We start from the raw sequence: 20,213 nt of genomic DNA on the forward strand, positions 1-20,213 counted from the left end.
GCGCCGGTCAGGTGCATACGCAGGCGGGACCGGCGCGGATGCACCGGCGTTGCGTGCCTGCGACAATGCGTGTCCCGTTCCTTGACGAGCTGCCCATGCAACCGACGGCGATTGCCCCGTCCATCCTGTCCGCCGATTTCGCCCGCCTGGGCGAGGAAGTGAACAACGTCCTGAAGGCCGGCGCCGATTGGGTGCACTTCGACGTGATGGACAACCACTACGTGCCCAACCTCACCATCGGCCCGATGGTGTGCCAGGCGCTGCGCAAGCACGGCATCGTCGCGCCGATCGACGTGCACCTGATGGTCGAGCCGGTGGACCGCATCGTGCCGGACTTCGCCGAGGCCGGCGCCACCACCATCAGCTTCCATCCCGAAGCCAGCCGCCATGTGCACCGCACGATCCAGCTGATCAAGTCGCACGGCTGCCAGGCCGGCCTGGTGCTCAACCCGGCCACCCCGGTGGACATCCTGGACTGGGTGCTGCCCGAGCTGGATCTGGTGCTGGTGATGTCGGTCAACCCCGGCTTCGGCGGGCAGGCCTTCATTCCCTCGGCGCTGGATAAATTGCGCGCCATCCGCAAGAGGATCGACGCGCTGGGCAAGCCGGTCCGGCTGGAGATCGACGGCGGGGTCAAGGCCGACAACATCGGCGCGATCGCTGCGGCCGGTGCCGACACCTTCGTCGCCGGCTCGGCCATCTTCAACGCGCCCGACTATGCGCAGGTGATCGCGCAGATGCGCGCAGCGGTGGACGCGGTGCGATGAGCGCGCCCACGCTGCAGATCCGCGCTGCCACGCCGAACGATGCGCAGCTGCTGCACGAGCTGATCACCGCACTGGCGGTGTACGAGCGCGAGCCCGATGCGGTCAAGGCCAGCCCGGAGGACCTGCGCGCCAGCCTGTTCGACGACGGTGCCACCGCGCATGCACTGATCTGCGAGCAGGATGGCCAGGCGCTGGGATTTGCGGTGTATTTCTTCAACTACTCGACCTGGCTCGGCCGCAACGGTCTGTATCTGGAAGACCTGTTCGTGCGTCCGCAGGCGCGCGGGCAGGGCGCCGGCCTGGCCTTGTTGCGGCATCTGGCCCGGTTGGCCGTGCAGCGTGGCTGCGGGCGTTTCGAATGGTCGGTGCTGGACTGGAATCAGCCGGCCATCGACTTCTACCAGGCGGCCGGTGCGCGCCCGATGGACGGCTGGACCGTCTACCGGCTCGACGGCGAGCGCCTGGCCGCCTTCGCCGCCGGTACCTGAGCGCGGCCTGCCGCGCCGCCGTGGCACGCAAGAAGAAGGCCGCCCCCACCGGAGCGGCCTTCAGAAAAATTGGAGGCTGATCCTGCCTCCGCCCGTCGTCCCTGCTATGGCCTTCCACTCTCCGGGTCATCGGTGACATGCCGATGACAGCCGGGCGAGGCTGCGTATTCACGAGGCACGCAGCGGGCCGCTGCTAGCCTGCGGCCACCACCCTCACAGCATTGGCAGCGTGCATGGCCGCGTCCCACTGGCGTCTGATCCTCAACGGCAAGTCCACCGACAACCTGGACCTGCGTGAGGCGGTGGGAACGCTGCGCAAGCGCGGCATCCAGCTCGAGGTGCGGGTCACCTGGGAAGACGGCGATGCCGAGCGCTATGTCGGCGAAGCGGTTGCCGACGGCGCCCACACCGTGATCGCGGCCGGGGGCGACGGTACCTTGAGCGAAGTGGCCGCCGCGCTGGCGCATCACACGGCCGACGCCGCCACGCTGCCGTCGCTGGGCCTGGTGCCGCTGGGGACCGCCAACGACTTCGCCACTGCCGCCAATCTGCCGATCGAGCCGCTCGCCGCGTTGACGTTGATCGCCGAGCGTGCGGCCGAGCCGATCGACCTGCTGCGCATCGACGCCGAGCACGGCCCGCACTGGTGCGCCAACGTCGCCAGCGGCGGGTTCGGCACCCAGGTCACCGTCGAAACCGACGAAGGCCTGAAGAAGATGCTCGGTGGCCTGGCGTATCTGATCACCGGCATGTCGCGGCTGGGCCGGATCGACCCGATCAGCGCCCGCTTCAGCGGCCCGGACTTCAGTTGGGAAGGCGAGTTCATTGCACTTGGCCTGGGCAACGGACGCCAGGCCGGCGGCGGCCAGGCGCTGTGCCCGGAGGCCCTGATCGACGATGGCCTGCTCGACGTCACCATCGTGCCTGCGCTCAACGGCGAAGTGGCCGCCACCCTCGGTACCCTGGTCACCGGCGGCAAACAGGCCGCGCTGGAGCGTGTGGCCGTGCGCGCGCGGCTGCCGTGGCTGGAGATCGTCTCGCACCAGCCGCTGACCTTGAACCTGGATGGCGAGCCGGAGACCTCGCTGCATTTCCGCATCGAATGCGTGCCGGCGCGGTTGCGGATGCATTTGCCGGTGGAGTGCCCGTTGCGGAGCGTTTGAGCGCTGGGAATCGGGAATCGGGATTGGGGAATCGGAAGAGCGATGGAGCGATAGAGCGGCGTGTTGGTGTCATGGGCTGTAAGACACCCAGGCCGGACTGACGCAGCTTCGCGATTTGCGCGGCTTTGGTCTCGCGCCTGCTGCCCTTGCGCGGCAGTTGCGCTACAGTAGCGGCGTGTCCCGCCTGACGACTCCACGCTCCTTCTCTTCCGCTCGCCGCTGGTGGCGATGGTGGCCCGTTGCCGTCGTCCGCCCCGCCACAGAGTCCCGGAAGGAAAGTCGTCTTGATCACTGCAGAGCAGTTCCAGCGCCAGGCCGCTGAAGGTCACACCCGTATCCCCGTTGTCCGGCAAGTGCTGTCCGACCTGGACACGCCGCTGTCGGTCTATCTGAAGCTCGCCGACGGCGCCTACACCTATCTGTTCGAATCGGTCGAAGGTGGCGAACGCTTCGGGCGCTATTCCATCATCGGCCTGCCGGCGCGGCGCGTGTACAGCTTCCGCGGGCACACGCTGGAGATCAGCGAGCACGGCGAAGTGCTGGAAACCCGCGAGGTCGCCGACCCGCTGGCCGAAGTCGACGCCTTGCGCGCCGAGCACTCGGTGCCGCAGCTCGACGGCCTGCCCGGTTTCACCGGTGGCCTGGTCGGCTGGTTCGGTTTCGAGTGCATCCAGTACATCGAGCCGCGCCTGGGCACCGGCGACAAACCCGATGAGCTGGGCACGCCGGACATCCTGCTGATGCTGTCCGAAGAGCTGGCGGTGTTCGACAATCTCAAGGGCCGGCTGTACCTGATCGTGCACGCCGACCCGCGCCAGCCGCAGGCCTATGTGCGCGCCAACCGACGCCTGGACGAACTGGCGCACCGCCTGCGTCAGGGCGGCGCGGGGTATCCGCAGGCGCAGATTTCCGATGCGATCGACGAGTCGGATTTCCGCTCCTCGTTTACCCGCGAGGACTACCACGCGGTGGTGCGCAAGGCGCAGGAATACGTGCGTGCCGGCGACATCTTCCAGGTGGTGCCGTCGCAACGGCTGCGCGTGCCGTTCCGCGCGCGTCCGGTGGATGTGTATCGCGCGCTGCGTGCGCTCAATCCATCGCCGTACATGTATTTTCTCGATGTCGGCGGTACCCAGGTGGTCGGCTCCTCCCCGGAAATCCTGGCGCGCCTGCGCGATGGCGTGGTCACCGTGCGTCCGATCGCCGGTACCCGCCCACGCGGCGCAACACCGGAGCTGGACAAGGCGCTGGAAGAAGAATTGCTGGCCGACCCGAAAGAGCGCGCCGAGCACGTGATGCTGATCGACCTGGGTCGTAACGATGTCGGCCGCGTGGCCGAACCGGGCACGGTCAAGGTGGGCGAGCAGTTCGTGATCGAGCGCTATAGCCACGTGATGCATATCGTCAGCGAGGTCACCGGCACGCTCAAGGCCGGCCTGAATTACAGCGACGTGCTGCGCGCCACCTTTCCGGCCGGTACCGTCAGCGGCGCGCCGAAGATCCGCGCGCTGGAGATCATCCGCGAGCTGGAGCCGGTCAAGCGCAACGTCTATTCCGGCGCAGTCGGCTATATCGGCTGGCATGGCGATGCCGACACCGCCATTGCGATCCGCACCGCCGTGATCCAGGACGGGTATCTGTACGTGCAGGCCGGCGGCGGCGTGGTCTACGACTCCGACCCGGACCTGGAATGGCAGGAGACCATGAACAAGGGGCGTGCGCTGTTCCGTGCGGTCGCGCAGGCGGCCAAGGGGTTGTGATGGACGGGCAGGGCAACGCGATGCGCATCAGCTTCCGCAACGACTACAGCGAGGGCGCGCATCCGCGCCTGCTGCAGGCCCTGGCACAGGCCAGCGCCGAACAGAACGCCGGCTATGGTACCGATCGCCACACCGCGCGTGCGGCTGCATTGATTCGCAATGCAGTCGCGCAGCCACAGGCCGACGTGCATCTGCTGGTCGGCGGCACCCAGACCAACCTGACCGCGATCGCGGCGTTCCTGCGCCCGCACCAGGCGGTGATCGCGGTGGAGGCCGGGCACATCGCCACGCACGAAACCGGCGCCATCGAAGCCACCGGCCACAAGGTGCTGGCCGTGCCCGCGTTGCACGACAAGCTGACGCCGGCGCTGATCCAGCCGTTGCTGGATGTGCACGGCAACGAGCACATGGTGCAACCACGCCTGGTCTACATTTCCAACAGCACCGAGAGCGGCACCATCTACACGCGTGCCGAACTCCAGGCGCTGTCGCGTTTCTGCCGCGCACACGACCTGCTGCTGTACCTGGATGGCGCACGCCTGGGCGCCGCACTGACTGCCGCTGGCAACGATCTGGACCTGCCGACGATTGCCGCGCTGACCGATGCGTTCTACATCGGCGGCACCAAGAACGGCGCCTTGCTCGGCGAAGCGCTGGTCATCGTCACTCCGGCATTGCAGGCGGACTTCCGCTATCTGATCAAACAACGTGGCGCGCTGCTGGCCAAGGGCATGCTGCTGGGGTCGCAGTTCGCCACCTTGTTCGAAGACGGCCTGTTCCTCGCGCTGGCCGCGCATGCCAATGCCATGGCGCAGCGCTTGCGCGCCGGCTTGCTGGCCGCTGGCGTGCAGTTCACCAGCGACTCGCCGACCAACCAGCAGTTCATCGTCGTCAGCGCAGCGCAGGCCGAACAGCTCGCCCGGCGCTACGATTTCGAACGCTGGGAAACCCGCAGCGATGGCCGCCTGGTCATTCGCTTCGTGACCTCATGGGCCACCACGCCGGCGGCGGTCGATCGGCTGTGTGCGGACGTGGCGGCGCTTCTGCAGGACCCCACGCTGTAGGGGCATCACCCGCCATCAAGGAAGACGACAATGAACAGATTCGCCGCTTGGATGCTCGCCACCGCCCTCATGCTACCTGCCGTGGGCGCAGCGCAGATCAATACGCTGCCCTCGCAGCCGCACTTGCTGGTGAAGGGGCAGGCCTATCGGACCGTGGACCCGGACCGGTTCATCGTCGATCTGAAGGTCAGCAACACCAATCTGCAGCCTGACCTGGCACGCACGTTCGTCGAAGAGCGCGCCCGTGTGGTCCTGGATGGGTTGCAGCGCAACCGCGTGCTCAAGGACTCGCTGTATGCCTCTGCGTTGTCGATTGCGCCGCAATCGCGTTACGAGGCGGGTAAATCGGTCTTCGAAGGCACCCGCGTGGAGCGCAAGATCCGCGGCACCTTTACGTCCTTGAAGGATGTGCGTGCCTTTCTCGGCGGCTTGGAGGCCAATGAGCATGTCCAGGTGCTGTCGATGCAGACCGCCTACGCCGATGCCGCTGCCTTGCGTGCAGACCTCAAGCGCGAAGCCGCCACGCGGTCGCGCGAATCGGCCCAAGGACTGGCCGCTGCTTACGGCGTGCGGCTCGGCGGGATCTACAGCATCTCCGATGTCGCCCCCAATTTTGCCTATGGTGTCGAGGCAGGCACCTGGTCGGCCCCCGCAGCGCCAAAGCCAGGCTCGGTGGTGTCGCCACCTTCGCCACCGGCCCCACCGCCGCCGCCTGCGCCAAGCGCCGGAGCCCAGGGCATCGGCGAAAGCCTGCTGACCGGCACCATTACCTACACCGAAAACATCTATGCGGTGTTCCTGATCGCGCAGTGAGCCGCTGCCATCCGGGTCGTCTGCAAGGAAAACGTCCATGCCACGGGCAAGTATCCGGAGATATTGCCGGCCACTGCACGCGCCGAGCATGACGAGGCGCGCGCGCTGTTAAAACAGGCGGCGCACGCAAGCGTGCGCGACGGGCAATGGCTGATCGGGATGGGCATGGCCGCTGCCGTGCGCGGCGCGCCGATGTCCAAGGCAGGTGCGCGTGCGCGGCCGGATCGCACCGGCACGGTGACCATCGAGACCGACATGACCGATATCGGCGCAGGCAGCTACACCATCGTGGTGCGGGGGTGTCTTACCTCTACGCCGGTTTGCAGGCTCGTCGTCTGCGCGCGGTTTCTTGCGCTTTTTTCGCCAAAATAGTTCATCGGTGCATGCGCCCCGTACCGGCGGTGGCAACATTTGTGCTCGCCGCATGAGACATGCCCGTGTGACAGTATGAGCATGTACTCATATGCAGCTGCTCTGTCACTGCTCTGTCACTGCGAGGCCGCACATGTCGCTCAACACGCTATCGACCGGGAGTGCCGCCGGTCTGTTTCTCCCTCTCACGGATGACGCCTCGTCTCCGGAGGCGACCGGATCCGATTCGGCCATGAACGACTCCGATCTGTTGCTGGCGATGGATAACCTGTTCCTGCAACAGATCTACCAGCTGCTTGCCGCCATCTATGGCAATGCGCCAAACGATGGATCAGGCAGCGGCATTGCTGGGTTGTCCACGTCTTCGGCTGACGACATGCAGGCCAGCCAGCCGATCGACAAACGCACCTCCTGGCCGACGCTAGCGACCCCCTTCGATGCCAAGGACATCAAGGGATCCAAGCTGCCGCCTGCGGTGGATGGATCGTCGGTGACCTGGGACGGCGGCACGCTCACCGCATCGGAGCTTCAGATTGTTTCGACACTCAATCAGCACAAGGACAAGATGCCGCTTGAGTTCGCAAAACTCGACGACAGGATCAACGATCCATCCACACCCCCCGATCTGAAGAGCGCGCTGCAAGGCCTGCAGAAAGACCCGCGTCTGTTCTTTGCCATCGGCTCGCAGGGCGATGGCAAATGCGGCGGCAAGATCAAGGCCGCCGATTTGTGGGATTTTGCAGACCACCATCAACAGGTGACCGATCTGGGCGGGAAGAATGCCGAGTTCAATCCCAAAAATATCAAGGGAGACACGCCGCCGCCAGCAGCGGAGGGCTCCACGGTCACCTGGGACGGCGGCACGCTCACGCAATCCCAGCTGGAGATCGTCTCCACGCTCAATCAGCATCGCGACATGACGCCGATCGAGTTCGACAAGCTCGATGAAAAGATCAACGATCCGGCCACGCCACCTGACCTGAAAAAAGCCCTGCAAGGCCTGCAGCAGGATCCCGGCCTGTTCTTCGCAATGGCATCCCAAGGACACGGCAAGCACCACCACGACGACCAGGGCAAGTGCAATGGCAAGCTGATTGCGGCCAACCTCTACGACTTTGCCGATCGCCATCCGCAAGTCACTGCCATGGGTGGGAAGAACGCGACCTACAATCCCGAAAAGATGAAAGGGCGCGACCTGCCGCCGCCGGTGGACGGCTCTTCGGTCACGTGGGATGGCGGGACGCTCACCCAGAACGAGTTGGAGATCGTCACCACGCTCGATCGCCACAAGGACAAGCTGCCGCTCGCGTGGGCCGATCTCGATGCGAAGATCAACGACCCGGCGACACCGCCGGATCTGAAGAAGGCATTGACGGAACTGCAAAAGGACCCGCGTCTGTTCTTCGCTATCGGCTCGCAGGGCGATGGCAAATGCGGCGGCAAGATCAAGGCCGGCGATCTCGGCAAGTTCTCGGCCGGCCACGCGCAGGTAGCGGAGTACGCCACCAAGCAAGCCAAGGGCTACACGCAAAACTATGTGGCGTCGGACAGCCCGGACAAGACCGAGCCGACGGTCATGACCGAGAGCGACGCGATGCGCGAGTTCTATCGTTATTCGGACTATCTGCCGAAGGATCTGAACCAGGACGCGTTCAAGCACCTGGTCGAAGGCGACGACAAGACCCAGAAGCGCCCACCGCAGGTCATCGCTGCCGCGCAGTATTTTCGTGAGCACCCCGATCAGTGGAAGGCGCTGGCGGGAGACTCGGGTTCGATGAGTACCCCGGATTTCCTGCAGAAATCCGCATCGCAGATGCACCTGACCGCGCCCGAACTGAAAACGCTGGACACCATCAACAGCCACCAGGACGCGTTTTTCGGCGACGGCAAGGAGGTGACGCGCGACAAGCTCGACACGATCGCCAAAGACGACAAGGCCGACCCCGCAGTTCGCGACGCCGCCAAACAGCTGTTGGGCGACCCGCTGCTGTTCGGCGTGTTGAACAACTCGATCACCGGTTACAAGAAGCCCCACAGCTTCTTCGGCGGTGGCCATGTCGTCGACTCGGGCAAGATCAGCAAGAAGGACTTTCAGCAGTTCTACGAACATATGACGGCGGCCAACAAGACCGCGGAGAAATCGCCCACGCACGCAGCCACATCACCCGACCAGCAGAAGGCCGTCGCGGACATGTTGATGGGCAAGGCCGATCAACCCGAGATCAAGAAGAAGAAAAAGGACATCGGTACCGTCGGCAAGGGATTGCATGAGTTCCTGAAGTGGGACAGCAAGATCCTGGACTGGGCCTCGGTCGGACTGAGTGCACTGAACGGCATCCCCGTCATCGGCGAGTTTGCCGATGCAGCAGCGCTGGCACTGGAGAGCGAAGCGCAGGCGGCACAGGTCCTCGACACTGCACTGCAAGGCGGCGACATGTCGCTCGCGTGGAAACTCGCCGGCATCAACATGGCTGGGGCGGTGGTTGGCGCTGTCGGCGGACCCACGGCCAGGCTCGCAGCCAAGGGGGCCGCCAAAGGGGTCGCCGAGGGCGCCGCCAAGGCGGCAAGCGAGGGCGCAGCCAAGGGAGCGAGCAAGGGGGCAGGCGAGGGTGCAGCCAAGGGGGCGAGCAAGGGGGCGACCGAGGGTGCAACCAAGGGCGCAGGCGAAGGCGCGGCCAAGGGGACAGCCGAGGGCGCAGCCAAAGGAGGAGGCAAGGGGGCAGCCGAGCGGCAACAGCCAACTGATGCGGTTAAAGGTTATTTAGTAGGTAGCAGCATCAGCAAATCGACTGAGATGCTCAAAGTGCCTGTGTTGGCAGGTTTGCATTACGAAGAGATGCGATTGGACAAGGAGAAGAAGAAAGGCGAGATCCGCCAGAATCTGGAAGACGCGGGCGGGGTGCCACTGGGTAAACAGAGTATTCCCAAGCCCATTGCAGACAACTTCGAGGCGGATACGAAGGAGAATCTCAGGAGTTTGAGGGGTGGGCGGCGCAGGTAATGCTCGCCTTCGTTAGGCGTTTGCTGTGAGAGCAGTGCAGGGCGATCATCACGATCGCCTGATGCATTGGCGTGCCGATTAACTGATTTCAGGCGCGCACTCTCGCGGTTCGATAGACGGTGGCTGCAATAAATTTTGCCGCACATAGCTGTTCACCACTGCGAGTGAGCGTATCCGTATAAGCGAGATTGCCAGCCCAGCTGGACGCTGCATTGGGTCGTCTTGCACCTCCCGAGTGCCGAACGAACGCAGCCTTATCGACCGGCAGCGCGCAGCGCAAGGATTACCCACAGCCGCCTGACAAAGGTTGGCGGCCACCATCTTGCTACTTTGAACGCGAATGTCCATTGCCGGCTGTTATCTGCGACCGGCAAGCATTCCTGCACCGGCCCCCGGACCGGGGGTGTTCGCGAGAGCTGTGGAAGTGGCGAGCGTAGCAATGACGCTGCATCGAAACGTGAGAGGTCAGCGCACTGGGCGACTCTCTCTGCTATCGCCTGCCCGAAGCGCATTATCCTGGCCTGCCCGGGAAAGGTGAACGGCCGGACCACTGCAGGGCTGAGCGCTTGGGCTGCAGCCCTGCAGCAATTGCAGAAGGATGTTGCAGAGGTTTTTTTCAGTTTCCTGCGGATAGCTGCGGGCTACCGGGGATCACTGACGGGACCACGTTTGAACACTTGATACATTATTGCTATTGAAATAATGCAATAACTCCTCTCTCGTTCGCACTTCTGTTACATGGCTGACCTGGCGATCCCAGATGACCAGTTTTTCACCTTGGCGCATCGCAGCAACGAGGTGTCCGATGCCTGAATGACGCTCCATGCCGATCGCAATCTTTTCGTAGTTTGGAAGCTGATGAAGTGCACTTGCAAGGTCTTGCGGCGATCCGCGCTGGTGTTTGACACTGCCATTTTCGAATTTACTAATCGCCCAGGTAAACTGGTCTGGCGTCATGCCATGCTGGCTGATGTATTGAATGTTGTCTGGTGTCAGGCCAAGCCCGTTGACAACATCCGCCTCGGCGAGCCCGGTCAGTGCCGCAATCGTATGAAGACCGCAATCGTTACTGGTGCCTGCATGGAATGGCGGCATGCCAAGTGGCCGCATCTGCTGAGCCTGTGCGTTCGACTGAGCAGGCTTGGGGGCGGTGCGATATCTTTTCGGAGCGGAACGTCCCTGGAGCTGTGCAAGCGGCCCATCGCTTTTTGTGGTCGGCCTGCTTTGCCTTTCGGCGCTCGGTGAATTCACTACGGGGTTAGTGTAGGAATGTGCTGCCTGGGGTGCGGAAGAAACCTTCATGAATACCACTCGCTTGTATTGATGAAATAGGGTGAAACGCAACGCGCGATAGCGAATCCACGTCTGGTGCTTGGGGGTGGCCGCTATGGGCCGCAACAATGCAGCACGCTGGCCATTTTTTGCGACCTGCATCGCGAAGTCGGGCATAGCGATGCGAATCGAATGTCCGGGGTGCAATGGCGTTAATTCCGCATCCGGGTTGTGCAACATGATCCTGTCGTGCTCCAGAGTGCAAGGCACATGATCCAGGTCTCGGTTGCACATTTTTCAGCAGGACATCTTCGCGCGCGGCAAGAGTCTTTCGCAGGGGGTTACCCGGCTATGCATCCGGTAATGGAGACTTTCTCCTACCGGAATGGTGTATCGGTACCCATCGCATACTTTCTCGAGGATTTCGGACAATGTCGGAATTGGGAAATCTCCACACAGCGAACGACACATTCTTCACCAGCCTGGGAGTCCGTCTTGGGTTGCCTGAGGAGCTTGCGCAGCGACTTGGCCAAGGCGAAACCATCCTTGGTCCTGCGGGCATGCTGTGCCGTGTCCACGCGCAGATGCAGCAGGGCGGGATGACGGCGTTTCCGGAAGTGATCCTGCCATTGGCCGCACGCGAGCTCGGCGGCGAGGAGGTGGTGACGCTGCTGGCGCTGCAGGAACAATTGCTGACCCAATACGGCTGGCGGCTCACGCTCTCGGACCTTGGCCTGCTCTGTGTCTGCCCGCTGTTGGTCGAACGCACGCCCGATGCCGTGGCCACTGCGCTGGAGCGCGGGCAGGTGGCCGCACGTGTGGTGCTGGACGCGCTGGTGACGCAGGCCGGCAGCACGGCCGAGGTGGCCTCATGAAGCTCTCCAGCAACATCGGGACCTCTTCCAGCGGCCGCGCAACGGCTCCTGCACCCACACGCCCGACGCATGCCGAGGAGGCCGTCGCCCTGCCACAGGCGCGAGTGCCAACCGGGCCGCTCGCCGGCCTGCCCTCTTCGGGCCCGGTATTGCGCGGTCGCCGCGCACCGGTTGCACGTCGCGTGACCACCGACGCAAGTCATGCCGAGTCCTCGCATGGTGCATCACATCGCTCGGAGTCCTCGCAGTCATCGCATTCTTCCGAGTCGACGGACGCAGCGTTTTACACTCCGTATGTAAGCCCCGCGTCCTCGGTCGTCGATGAGCCGCATGCGCCTGCCGTTGCAGCGAGCTATGCGCAGCGCAGCGCGGCGGCGGCCGCTGAGTTGAAGGCGCAGCTACGGACTCGCCTGGGCACTCTGCGCTTTGCAGCGCCCTCGGAGGAGCAGGAGGCACTGCAGGCCGCGTATCTGGAATGGGCGGACGCGCGCGTGGACGAACGCATCGCCGCGTTCGGGCCGGATGCCGGATACCAGATCGTCGGCGATATGAAGACGGCAGGCGCAAAAGCAGCGTGGCCGATCGCTTACGAGTGCCTCAGGGCCTTCGTCATCGGCTCGATGCGGACCCCGTTCGGTCTCGCCGCCGGTGCAGCCTACGATGGCGCGCGTGCGCCCGGATCGGAGACGCTGAGTACGACGACGCTGTCCGGCACAGTGGCGGGCCTGATGTCCTATACCAGCGATACGTTGCTGATCCCGGCGATGGACCGGCGCGCGCGTGTTGCCAACCTGCCGCGGTTCCAAGCCATCGACCCCAAGATCCTGGTGCCCGATCCGCCGCCGGCCCTGCTGGAAATCACTGCCGAGGGCAAACGCTTCACGCGTCCCGGCGAAGGCAACACCGAAACGCTTCCCGAGCTCAAGGCGCAGACCTACGACCTCCGCCAGGGAATCACCCAGTGGCAATCGACCCTGGACGACAAGTCCCTTGACACCTTGCTGCTCAAGCCGACGATCAACGCGGGATTCAACGCGGCGCGGCGGACCTCCGCCGACCCGGGCACGCGCACGCCGGCCGGCCAACTGGGCTTGAGCGCGCTCGCCATTGGCGGGGCAGGGGTGGTGCAGAAGGCGATGCTCGAAACCGGCAAGGCGGTTGCGCGTACCGGCCAGATGCGCGTGCCCGACCTGCTTGGCGGACAGCAGCGGCTGAATCTGTTTGCGCTGGCATTGCCGGACAAGACCCGTCGGCCCGCGCAATGGTCCGACGCCGTGCATTTCCCCAACTACCTGCTGGAAACCGGGATGGAAGGCCTGGCGTTGGCCAGGCAGGCCTTGAGCACCACCAACGCGATCACCACTGCGGTACGCGATGTGCTGGGCCGTCACATGCTCAGCAACGTGCTGGCCAATTTCGCCTCGCTCGGGGCCGGCCGCCTCATCGCTGCGCCCTTGCGTGGCGGTAACGCAAACGGCAGCGTTGCGGGCGAAGCCGCCAATTCCACCGCCACGGTCGTGCAACAGGCAGCGCAGACCCTGTTCAACGATACGATCTGGAATGCGCTCAAGGCCAAGAACGGCGCCAACACCACCCAGGCCACGCGCCTGGACCAGGAACGCGCCGCCAGCGCCGCCGGTCATCAACGCACCATCGCAGGCACGCTTCAGGCGCTGGCCGAACCCGTCGAGGCGGCGATCGCGCTGTTGTCGGCGCCGACATCGGCAGAGATTGCGCGCGCCCTGGAGGAGGGGCAGCCGCTTGCGCCTGCAACTGGGCCGCTGGCGGAGAGATTGCGTGAAGCCCTGGAGGAATTGCGCACGGAGGTCGGCACGCAATCGGTCTCGATGGCGACCATCGACACTGTGCTCGACCGCCTGCACGCCGGGCAGGCGGCGATGTTCAGCGGCGTGCCACGCAACGACCTGACCAAGACACTCAAGACCGAGCTACAGAAGCTCAGGCAGGCACTGCACGAAAGCGAGGAACTTCGCCAGTGGGAAAACGGCAGGCCGTGAGCGGTCGATCCTGCAGCTGATCCACTGCGTCGCGCACGCCGCCACGACAGACGCAACCGCCGTTGCGTCTGTCGTTTGTTGGCGGTCCCGGGGCCAGCCCGGTGCGCGGCTTACGTGCGAGTAGTGGTGGTGGAGCGGGGCGATACGGCGCGCGGCACCGCTTCGTACGCTGGCCATTGACCGACCGTGCGCATGGCCTCGGCGATGCGGTTGCGCTGGCGCTTGACGATGAAGTCCACGCCACGTTCTTCGGTCAGTTTTGTCTTCTCGCGGACCAGCAGCAACGTCGGCTCCCACACGGCGGGCTGCTGCAGCAACGCGTCGAAGGCGGTGCGCTCGGCGAGTGCAGCCGTGTCGTCACCTGCATCCTGCGCCACCAGTGCAAGTGCGCGGTGCACGTCCAGCAGCGGTGCAGCTTCGCTGCGTAACGCCTCGTCGGCGAACAGCGCAGCCAGCGCGTTGCCATCGGCAAAGCGCCTGGCCTGCTGCATGAAATGCTCCAGTTGCAGCTCTGCCAGCACCGGCTGCAGGGTCTGGTCGACATCGGTGCCCAGCTTGACCAGGCCGTAGTCGGCCCAGCGCTCCCACTGGGTGCGGACCAGGCGCTCGAACGCGGCGAATTGCGCGAAGTCGGTTGCGCGGTCGCTGCGGACCGCATCGATTTCACCACCGAACTGGAACAGCGTGCAGAACGCGGTGGCCACGTCCGCGTTCACTTCGGCGACATAGCCGGCATCGAGTGCCGAGAGCGTGGTGCTGGCCGCAGGCGTTGCCGATGCGCCTCCGTGTCGATGCTGGGCAAGCGCCAGTTGCACGCCGGCCGTCAGGCGTGCGGCCGCTTCCACCCGGCGTGCGGCGGTGGCGTCGCAGTAGTGCGTGGTCATGTAGCCGGCCACGGTCGTCGATGTCCAGCCGAGGTCCTGGCGCGACTTGACGCCGAGCCCCAGCGCACCGCCCGCGCGGCGGCCGTGCGCATCGCCTGCACGCAGGCCGGCGCTGACGCTGGCGCTGCATTCGGTGCCCTGGCTGACGCGTGCGGCCTGGTCGATCAGCCCGACGCTGGCGTCCGGATGCTCGGCCAGCAATGCCTGCATCCAGTCCGCGTCGGGGGGCTGTGCGGTAGGATCGGGCGTTGCGCGGCGTACCAGATGCTCCAGCATGCGCAAAAATGCCTGCAGCAGCTCCGGCTCGCGTCCCTTGCCCAGCCGGGGGATACGGAGCTGCAGGCCGTCTTCCACGCCGGCCTCGCGCCGATAGCGCCAGTCCACGGCGGCCGACACCCCGGCTGCCGCGTAGTCGCTTTCCACATCGATGCCATAGCCGACAGTCAGACCCGCACCGAGCTGGCGCTGCGTCGCGGATTGGCGGCTGATCTGCAGGTACAGGCCGGTACGTCCCATGTAGAACTCCAGCGAGGCATCGCGATTGCACTGCATGCTGGCGATCAGTCGTGTACCCAGGCCGAACGCAGACCCTGCAATCGCAGCTGCCGCCGAAAGCGGTGCGAGATTGGCGCCCCAGGTCTGTTGGCAGGTCATCCGCCAGCGGTCGCGCCATTCCAGGTGCGAGAGCATGTCGCGCAGCAGGTCCAGCAATGCCTCGGGGTGAGCCAGGGCGCCGGCACCGGTCTGCTTCATCAACTGCAAGGTCTTGTCGACGGCGGCGTCGAAATGCGCCAGGCAGTCCTGCGCATGTGCGAGCCACAACGTGGCCTGTGGCGAGGGATCGCCTGCTTGCGGCTCCGCCGCTTGCTCTGCGTGCTCCGCCCGCACCGTAGACAGGCAGGTGCGCAACAGATCGAACGCGGCTGGCGCGGTGCAGCGACCGCTCCGCACCTGCTCCCAGGCACGCCGCAATCCTTCCGGTGGCGCTGCCTGCACCGCTGCACCGCCCGGGGCTCGGGATGCCTGCGCCTGATGGTGGTTGTGCAGCGCTGCGGCACGTTCGGCGATGCGTGCAAGGGTGGCGGCATCGAAGACCACGCAACTGCGGTCCACGTCCTCATCGACCCATTGCAGCAGCTCGGCCGCCGCCTGCCAGTGCAGCTCGGCCTGCGATGGAACACTGCCCTGCGGTCGGGCCGCATGCAGTGCGCCCAGGTAGCAGGCCAAGGCAGCCGCGGCGTGCTCCAGGGCCAGGTTGGCGCGTCGACGCGGTGTCGGCAGTGCGGTGGCCGATGCGGCCTCAAGCCCCTCCGACAAGGCATGCAGTGGATTGGGAGCGCTCGCGTGTGCGCCGGCAGGGTGCGGCGAGGTGGCAGTACGCACCGCCTCGCCGAACGCCTGCAGGTGGGCGTTTGCGCGCGCATACGCCGAATCGGGAGCACGCGACTCGTAGCCGTTGCGCAGCGCATGGTAGGCCGCGCGTTCGTCGCTGCTGCAGGTGCGCAACGCATCTGCCGGGTCGGCCGCGTGCAGGGCGACACCGGCGGCGCGCCGCGCACCGCTCAGCCAGCACCGCGTGGCGGTATCGTCCACAGGTGCGGCGCGCAGCAGCGCATCGGCCCGCAACGCAATGCGCGCGATGTCCTGGCGGCCGGGGTCGGCGGCACGCTCGTGGCGTGCCTGGATCAACTGGCCCAGTACCTGACGGCCGCGTGGCACACGTCCCAGGGTCTCCAGCCAATGCGTTGTCGCCGCCTCGATCGCTGCGCGGGCAATGGCGGAGTGCTCGCCCATCGTCGTGCCAGGCGGGTCTCCTGGCCGTTCCGGATCGGCGGGGATCAGCGCGCTCCAGGTGCTGTCGTGGACACGGTCGAAGGTGGCCAACAGCAGCGCCGCGGCGTCAGCGCGGTTGTCGCCGAGCACACTGGCCACTGCCGAGCGCAGCGCGCCGAGCGCGATGGCCACGATCCCCGCTGCAGGCACGGCCTGGTCTGCAAAACGCGTGGTGGACAGCCCGCTCGCCCAGGACGACAAGCGGTTGCGCAATGCGGTGGCCGCGGCGGCATCGGTTGTGCTGGATGCGGTCTGCGCGATCTGCGCGGCAATCAGTGCGTCCGATGCGGCCCGCAGCGCCTGGCTGGCGCGCAGATCGTCTGCCGCCGCGCGGTCAACCTCCTCCTCGAGCGATTGCGTGAGATCCGCCAGCGCCGGCAGCAGTGCACGCAACGCGTCGGCGCGCGCAGCGGTCTCGAACAGGTCGCCGGCCACGATGAGTGCTGACTGCAGCGCCTGTGCCAGTGTGGTGTCGAGGTTGGCGGCGCGTGCTTCCAGGCGCTGCAGCAAGGCCTGCTGTTTCTCGCGCAGGGCGGACAGGTGCTGCGCGTGCTGGTGCTGCTGGCGGATGCGCTCCAGCTTGGCTTCGTGCTTGAGCAGGTCACGCAAGCGCGGTCGGCGCTCGTTTGCAGCGGGCGCGTGCACGGCGGTGAGCTGGTCCAGTTGCTGCTGCAGCTGTTGCTCGGTACGCGCCAGGCGCTCGCTGCAGCTGGCGATGTGCTTGCGGAGCAGCGTATTCCAGGTGGCCAGCACCTGTTGGCGTTTGCGGGTGGCGTTGGCACGGTCGGCCAGGCGCGGTGCGCGTCTGGCCTGCAGGCTTGTGTCCTGCTCCAGGCGATCGATATGCAGCACCACCAGGCGCTCAAGCGCGGCGGCCTTGCGCACGGCGACCCGGGCGTCGCTTAGCCGTTGCGAGGCGGCGAATGTCGCTGTCTGCAAAGGAGCGAGTGTGTGCCAGTGGCCCGGCTCTGCCCGAGTGGGCGGTGCAGGCTGCGCAGATGTGCCTTGGTAGCGCAGCAGGCGCGTATGGTCGGGAGTGGCCTGCCGGGCGATGCCCACCGCCGTGCCGGCGAGCCGGGCGAGCTTCTGCAACGACTTCCGCACGCTCCGCAGCCTGCCTGTCTCGCGTGGCGCAGGCGCGCCCCGTCCGGTGTCGGCAGCAGGTGCGGTGTAGCGATACACCCGTGCGGCCACATCCAGCTCTGCAGCGCGTGCTTCGGACTCGGCCGCCGGCCCATCCAGTTGATGCAGTCGGTGATGGGCCTGCTTGTGCGGCGACGGCGTACCCGCATGCGCCGCGCCATGGCTGTTGCCAGGCAGCCCGAATGTCAGGGTGGAAGGGCGGATACGGGTCACGCTCGACACCTCGCATGTGGACCTCGACACCACCGGGCGCCGATACCCGGCAGATGCGTCAACGCAGTGCATCTGCCGGGCGCGCTCGACGCACAGCAACGGTGCAGGGTGTGATCAGCCGCTGTAGGCCTTATGGCCGATGCGTGTCGCGCCGATGGCCTGGGACGCGTTGGGAGCAATCACCTCGTCGGGCGCATCGGTCTTCAGGTTTGCCAACGCCACCGTCGCGCCTGGCGCGTCGGTGCGGAACACTGCTTCCTTGACCTGACTGAACTCGCAGTTTTCCACCTGAAGGCTCGTATTGATATCGGCATGCCCACCATTGGTGCGGAAGACCTTGCTGGCACCCTCGACGGTGTCACCCGACATCACCACGTCGGCAGCACCGTTGTCCTGCACGACCTTGTCCGCGGCATTTTTGAACGTGCAATTGATGATCTCGACCTTCGGCCGGCCGCTGACCTCAGCGCTACAACCTGCAATTCCCGCATCATGCTCGCGGTTGCCCTGGCCGTCGATGGTGACCGCATCCTCGCTGACATCTTCGTTGACGCAGTTGACCATCTTGCCGCTGCCCATGAAATGCACCCCGTCGCCGCCGCCCGTCATGTTGACGTTGCAGAGGCAGCCGCCGTCCTCGACGACGAACAACGGTTGCTGGTGCTCGTCCTGATCGCCTTTGCCCAGGCAGGGGCCGCCGATATAGGTCTGATTCTTGCCGTCGAACACCTCGCCCTTATGCACCACGATGGGCTTGTTCTGTACGCCGGGCGGTGCGGTGACGACCTTGCCGGGAGGCAGGGGTGCTTGCGTGCCGTTGGCGCTGGGCGTTACCGGCTGGCCGGTGCCAGGCGGCGTTGCCGGTTGACCCGGGCTGCTGTGGGATGTGCCGTTGCCGGCTCCTGTTCCGCTGGTGCTTCCGTTGCCCTTGTTGGTGTTGCTGCCATTGCCGCCGCTGCCATTGCCAGTCCCGCTGCCGTGTTGTCCGCCGGGGTTGGTGGAACTCGGCGGGTTCGATGGCGGCATCGAGGGCGTCGGATTGGGGGTGGCCGGTGACTGACCGTCACTGGATGGCTGATCCTGTGACTGCAGCATGTCGCTGAGCACGCGTTGCATGCAGTACGCCAGCATGCTCATGATCACCGCGGTAAGGGCTTGTTGCTGCGACAGGGAGAACGAGGACGGCTGCAAGCTCGCAGTGGTGTGTGAGGGGATGGCGAGATTCATTGGCGAGTGTCCTTGCGAGTGATGAATGGCGTAAGAAATCCTGCGAGGGGGAATGACGGCGCGACAGCGTGGCGATGTGACCCAGCGCAGCGGATGCGCAAGGCTCCGATCAGCGTGCTGCTGAGTCGTGCCTGCCTCGCTGCAGGCATTAGCTTGCATGCAAGGCCGAGCACCTCAGGCGCGTAGCCACAGATAATTCCCCGTCGCGATTCCTTCAAACATTTCGTCGTGTGCAATGAAGATATTCTTGTTCCAGTAACGGCCATGCTCGGCGTAGTGGGCGAGCAGATCGCAGATCCATGCGCCGTCGACGTCGTCGTCCAGCGGAACGCGCACGATCAGCACGATCACGCCGGCATCGTTCAATCCCAGTTGCGCCTGGTCCTGCGCGTACACCGAGAGGTTGGCTTCCAGCAATAGCCGGAAGACCGTCAAGGTGCGTCCCGCAGGAGCAAGGCCGTAGCAGATGCGTAGATACAGCGCTTCTTCTTCCGGCGCTTGCTGTGCTTCATCGTCGGTCTGGGCTGCAGGCATGTGCAGATAGACTTCAAACCCGTCCACCCACAGCACGCGTTTGCTGAGCACCGTCTGCACATCCGGCAGGTCCAGTGCTTCGCACATCTGCTGGACGATCGCTTCGAATCGGGTGCTGCTCATCTGTCGTACGACATGCGCAGGGCCATGCATCGGCCCTGCGTCATGTCAGGGCCCATTACTGGCCAACCAGCTGCTTCGCGTTGTCGCCAGCCTTGCCGATGAATTTGTTGAGCGCTACGTTGAAGTCAAGTTCGTTCTTCTTCTCGGTCAGGTAGTTGTTCATGCGCTCCTGTGCGGAGGCTGAATGGCCAATGCCACCCATCAGACTATCCATCTGATTGTCTGAAGTCTGGCTGCTCATATGATTGTCGTATCTGCTTGAAAAGTCCGATTTAAACAGATCCCCGCCCTGGCCCAATCGCGGCCCAATCGATTGTAAATCCGACATAGAAATACTCCTCAGCTAAAGGTGAAGTAACGTGGAGCGCCTGTCGGCGCGTTTTGCTTGACCAACGTGGCCAAGGAACTCGATGATCAAGGCATGCTGGCAATGTGCGCGACGATGTCGCGTGCGGCGTTGATGCCGTCGTGCAAGACGGTGAAATTGTTGCGCGCAGCCTGATCGCTCGCTGCAGACCAGTGCACACGGAGTTGTTGCGCTGTCGTGTGCAGCGCTGCATCGATGTTGCGCAGTCGCTCACCGGAGAGATCCTCCGCCTTGGTCTGCAAGATCTTGCTCATATCCTGGGTGACCGTGTGGGTCATGGCATCGAACATGGTGCG

At 65.0% G+C, this 20,213-nt stretch carries 15 protein-coding genes and 2 pseudogenes; 11 read left to right on the forward strand and 6 right to left on the reverse strand.

Annotation, left to right across the window (positions count from 1 at the left end; all coding sequences use genetic code 11):
• Positions 1–95 precede the first annotated feature (95 nt).
• The 9 genes and pseudogenes from rpe to CPBF1521_RS21940 form a co-directional block, all read left to right on the forward strand.
• Positions 96–767, forward strand: a complete 672-nt coding sequence (gene rpe, locus CPBF1521_RS02365) for a ribulose-phosphate 3-epimerase (protein ID WP_115676486.1) — start codon at positions 96–98, stop codon at positions 765–767.
• On the forward strand, positions 764–1,255 hold the full coding sequence (locus tag CPBF1521_RS02370) for a GNAT family N-acetyltransferase (RefSeq protein WP_115675780.1): 492 nt from the start codon (positions 764–766) through the stop codon (positions 1,253–1,255). The genes rpe and CPBF1521_RS02370 overlap by 4 nt, the downstream gene beginning before the upstream one ends.
• 233 nt (positions 1,256–1,488) lie before the next feature.
• Complete coding sequence (gene yegS / locus CPBF1521_RS02375) at positions 1,489–2,418, forward strand: lipid kinase YegS (RefSeq protein WP_115675781.1); 930 nt, start codon at positions 1,489–1,491, stop codon at positions 2,416–2,418.
• Between the two features lie 284 nt (positions 2,419–2,702).
• Positions 2,703–4,178 carry an anthranilate synthase component I gene (gene trpE / locus CPBF1521_RS02380; RefSeq protein WP_115675782.1) on the forward strand — a complete coding sequence of 492 codons (1,476 nt, stop codon included), beginning with the start codon at positions 2,703–2,705 and terminating at the stop codon, positions 4,176–4,178.
• On the forward strand, positions 4,178–5,242 hold the full coding sequence (locus CPBF1521_RS02385) for a threonine aldolase family protein (RefSeq protein WP_115675783.1): 1,065 nt from the start codon (positions 4,178–4,180) through the stop codon (positions 5,240–5,242). Before trpE ends, CPBF1521_RS02385 begins: the two co-directional genes overlap by 1 nt.
• A gap of 30 nt (positions 5,243–5,272) precedes the next feature.
• Entirely contained in the window at positions 5,273–6,055 is a 783-nt protein-coding gene (locus tag CPBF1521_RS02390; RefSeq protein WP_115675784.1) for an SIMPL domain-containing protein, read from the forward strand.
• 63 nt (positions 6,056–6,118) lie between these two features.
• Positions 6,119–6,427, forward strand: a complete 309-nt coding sequence (locus CPBF1521_RS21590) for a molybdopterin cofactor-binding domain-containing protein (protein ID WP_235858382.1) — start codon at positions 6,119–6,121, stop codon at positions 6,425–6,427.
• Positions 6,428–6,560: 133 nt separating this feature from the next.
• Positions 6,561–9,071, forward strand: a pseudogene (locus tag CPBF1521_RS02400) (HrpF/NolX family T3SS translocon protein); the annotation flags it as partial.
• A 27-nt stretch (positions 9,072–9,098) separates the two neighbouring features.
• Positions 9,099–9,428 (forward strand): annotated as a pseudogene (locus CPBF1521_RS21940) (HrpF/NolX family T3SS translocon protein); the annotation flags it as partial.
• A 651-nt stretch (positions 9,429–10,079) separates the two neighbouring features.
• Here the strand turns inward: CPBF1521_RS21940 and CPBF1521_RS02405 are convergent.
• Entirely contained in the window at positions 10,080–10,940 is an 861-nt protein-coding gene (locus tag CPBF1521_RS02405; RefSeq protein WP_147295409.1) for a hypothetical protein, read from the reverse strand.
• A gap of 191 nt (positions 10,941–11,131) precedes the next feature.
• Here CPBF1521_RS02405 and hap3 point away from each other — a divergent pair, with 191 nt between their 5' ends.
• Both hap3 and xopF1 read left to right on the forward strand, forming a co-directional pair.
• Positions 11,132–11,575, forward strand: a complete 444-nt coding sequence (gene hap3, locus CPBF1521_RS02410) for an Hpa3 family type III secretion system protein (RefSeq protein WP_115675786.1) — start codon at positions 11,132–11,134, stop codon at positions 11,573–11,575.
• A complete protein-coding gene (gene xopF1, locus CPBF1521_RS21440; RefSeq protein ID WP_181901075.1) occupies positions 11,572–13,593 on the forward strand; it encodes a type III secretion system effector XopF1 in 2,022 nt (673 codons plus the stop codon). The genes hap3 and xopF1 overlap by 4 nt, the downstream gene beginning before the upstream one ends.
• A gap of 110 nt (positions 13,594–13,703) precedes the next feature.
• On the opposite strand, the gene xopZ is transcribed toward xopF1, so the two are convergent.
• From xopZ to hrpD6, 5 genes are all read right to left on the reverse strand, one after another.
• Entirely contained in the window at positions 13,704–17,666 is a 3,963-nt protein-coding gene (gene xopZ / locus CPBF1521_RS02420) for a XopZ family type III secretion system effector (RefSeq protein WP_115675787.1), read from the reverse strand.
• 114 nt (positions 17,667–17,780) lie between these two features.
• The gene (locus CPBF1521_RS02425) at positions 17,781–18,893 is read right to left on the reverse strand and encodes a pectate lyase (RefSeq protein ID WP_181901076.1); all 1,113 of its coding nucleotides are present in this window, start codon (positions 18,891–18,893) and stop codon (positions 17,781–17,783) included.
• A gap of 174 nt (positions 18,894–19,067) precedes the next feature.
• Positions 19,068–19,550 (reverse strand): CesT family type III secretion system chaperone, encoded by a 483-nt coding sequence (locus CPBF1521_RS02430; protein ID WP_115675788.1) that lies wholly within the window; start codon positions 19,548–19,550, stop codon positions 19,068–19,070.
• 55 nt (positions 19,551–19,605) lie between these two features.
• On the reverse strand, positions 19,606–19,878 hold the full coding sequence (gene hrpE / locus CPBF1521_RS02435; RefSeq protein WP_104583492.1) for an HrpE family protein: 273 nt from the start codon (positions 19,876–19,878) through the stop codon (positions 19,606–19,608).
• Between the two features lie 86 nt (positions 19,879–19,964).
• Positions 19,965–20,207 carry an Hrp regulator HrpD6 gene (gene hrpD6 / locus CPBF1521_RS02440; RefSeq protein WP_104583493.1) on the reverse strand — a complete coding sequence of 81 codons (243 nt, stop codon included), beginning with the start codon at positions 20,205–20,207 and terminating at the stop codon, positions 19,965–19,967.
• Positions 20,208–20,213: the final 6 nt, after the last annotated feature.

Origin of the sequence: Xanthomonas euroxanthea, from assembly GCF_900476395.1 — a bacterium.
Lineage (GTDB): Bacteria > Pseudomonadota > Gammaproteobacteria > Xanthomonadales > Xanthomonadaceae > Xanthomonas > Xanthomonas euroxanthea.

Coding starts and splice junctions, on each gene's coding strand:
- xopF1 (WP_181901075.1), top strand. CDS start 11,572: ATGAAGCTCTCCAGCAACATCGGGACCTCTTCCAGCGGCCGCGCAACG.
- CPBF1521_RS02405 (WP_147295409.1), bottom strand. CDS start 10,940: ATGTTGCACAACCCGGATGCGGAATTAACGCCATTGCACCCCGGACAT.
- CPBF1521_RS02390 (WP_115675784.1), top strand. CDS start 5,273: ATGAACAGATTCGCCGCTTGGATGCTCGCCACCGCCCTCATGCTACCT.
- CPBF1521_RS02385 (WP_115675783.1), top strand. CDS start 4,178: ATGGACGGGCAGGGCAACGCGATGCGCATCAGCTTCCGCAACGACTAC.
- CPBF1521_RS02425 (WP_181901076.1), bottom strand. CDS start 18,893: ATGAATCTCGCCATCCCCTCACACACCACTGCGAGCTTGCAGCCGTCC.
- hrpE (WP_104583492.1), bottom strand. CDS start 19,878: ATGTCGGATTTACAATCGATTGGGCCGCGATTGGGCCAGGGCGGGGAT.
- hrpD6 (WP_104583493.1), bottom strand. CDS start 20,207: ATGTTCGATGCCATGACCCACACGGTCACCCAGGATATGAGCAAGATC.
- CPBF1521_RS02370 (WP_115675780.1), top strand. CDS start 764: ATGAGCGCGCCCACGCTGCAGATCCGCGCTGCCACGCCGAACGATGCG.
- rpe (WP_115676486.1), top strand. CDS start 96: ATGCAACCGACGGCGATTGCCCCGTCCATCCTGTCCGCCGATTTCGCC.
- CPBF1521_RS02430 (WP_115675788.1), bottom strand. CDS start 19,550: ATGAGCAGCACCCGATTCGAAGCGATCGTCCAGCAGATGTGCGAAGCA.
- yegS (WP_115675781.1), top strand. CDS start 1,489: ATGGCCGCGTCCCACTGGCGTCTGATCCTCAACGGCAAGTCCACCGAC.
- hap3 (WP_115675786.1), top strand. CDS start 11,132: ATGTCGGAATTGGGAAATCTCCACACAGCGAACGACACATTCTTCACC.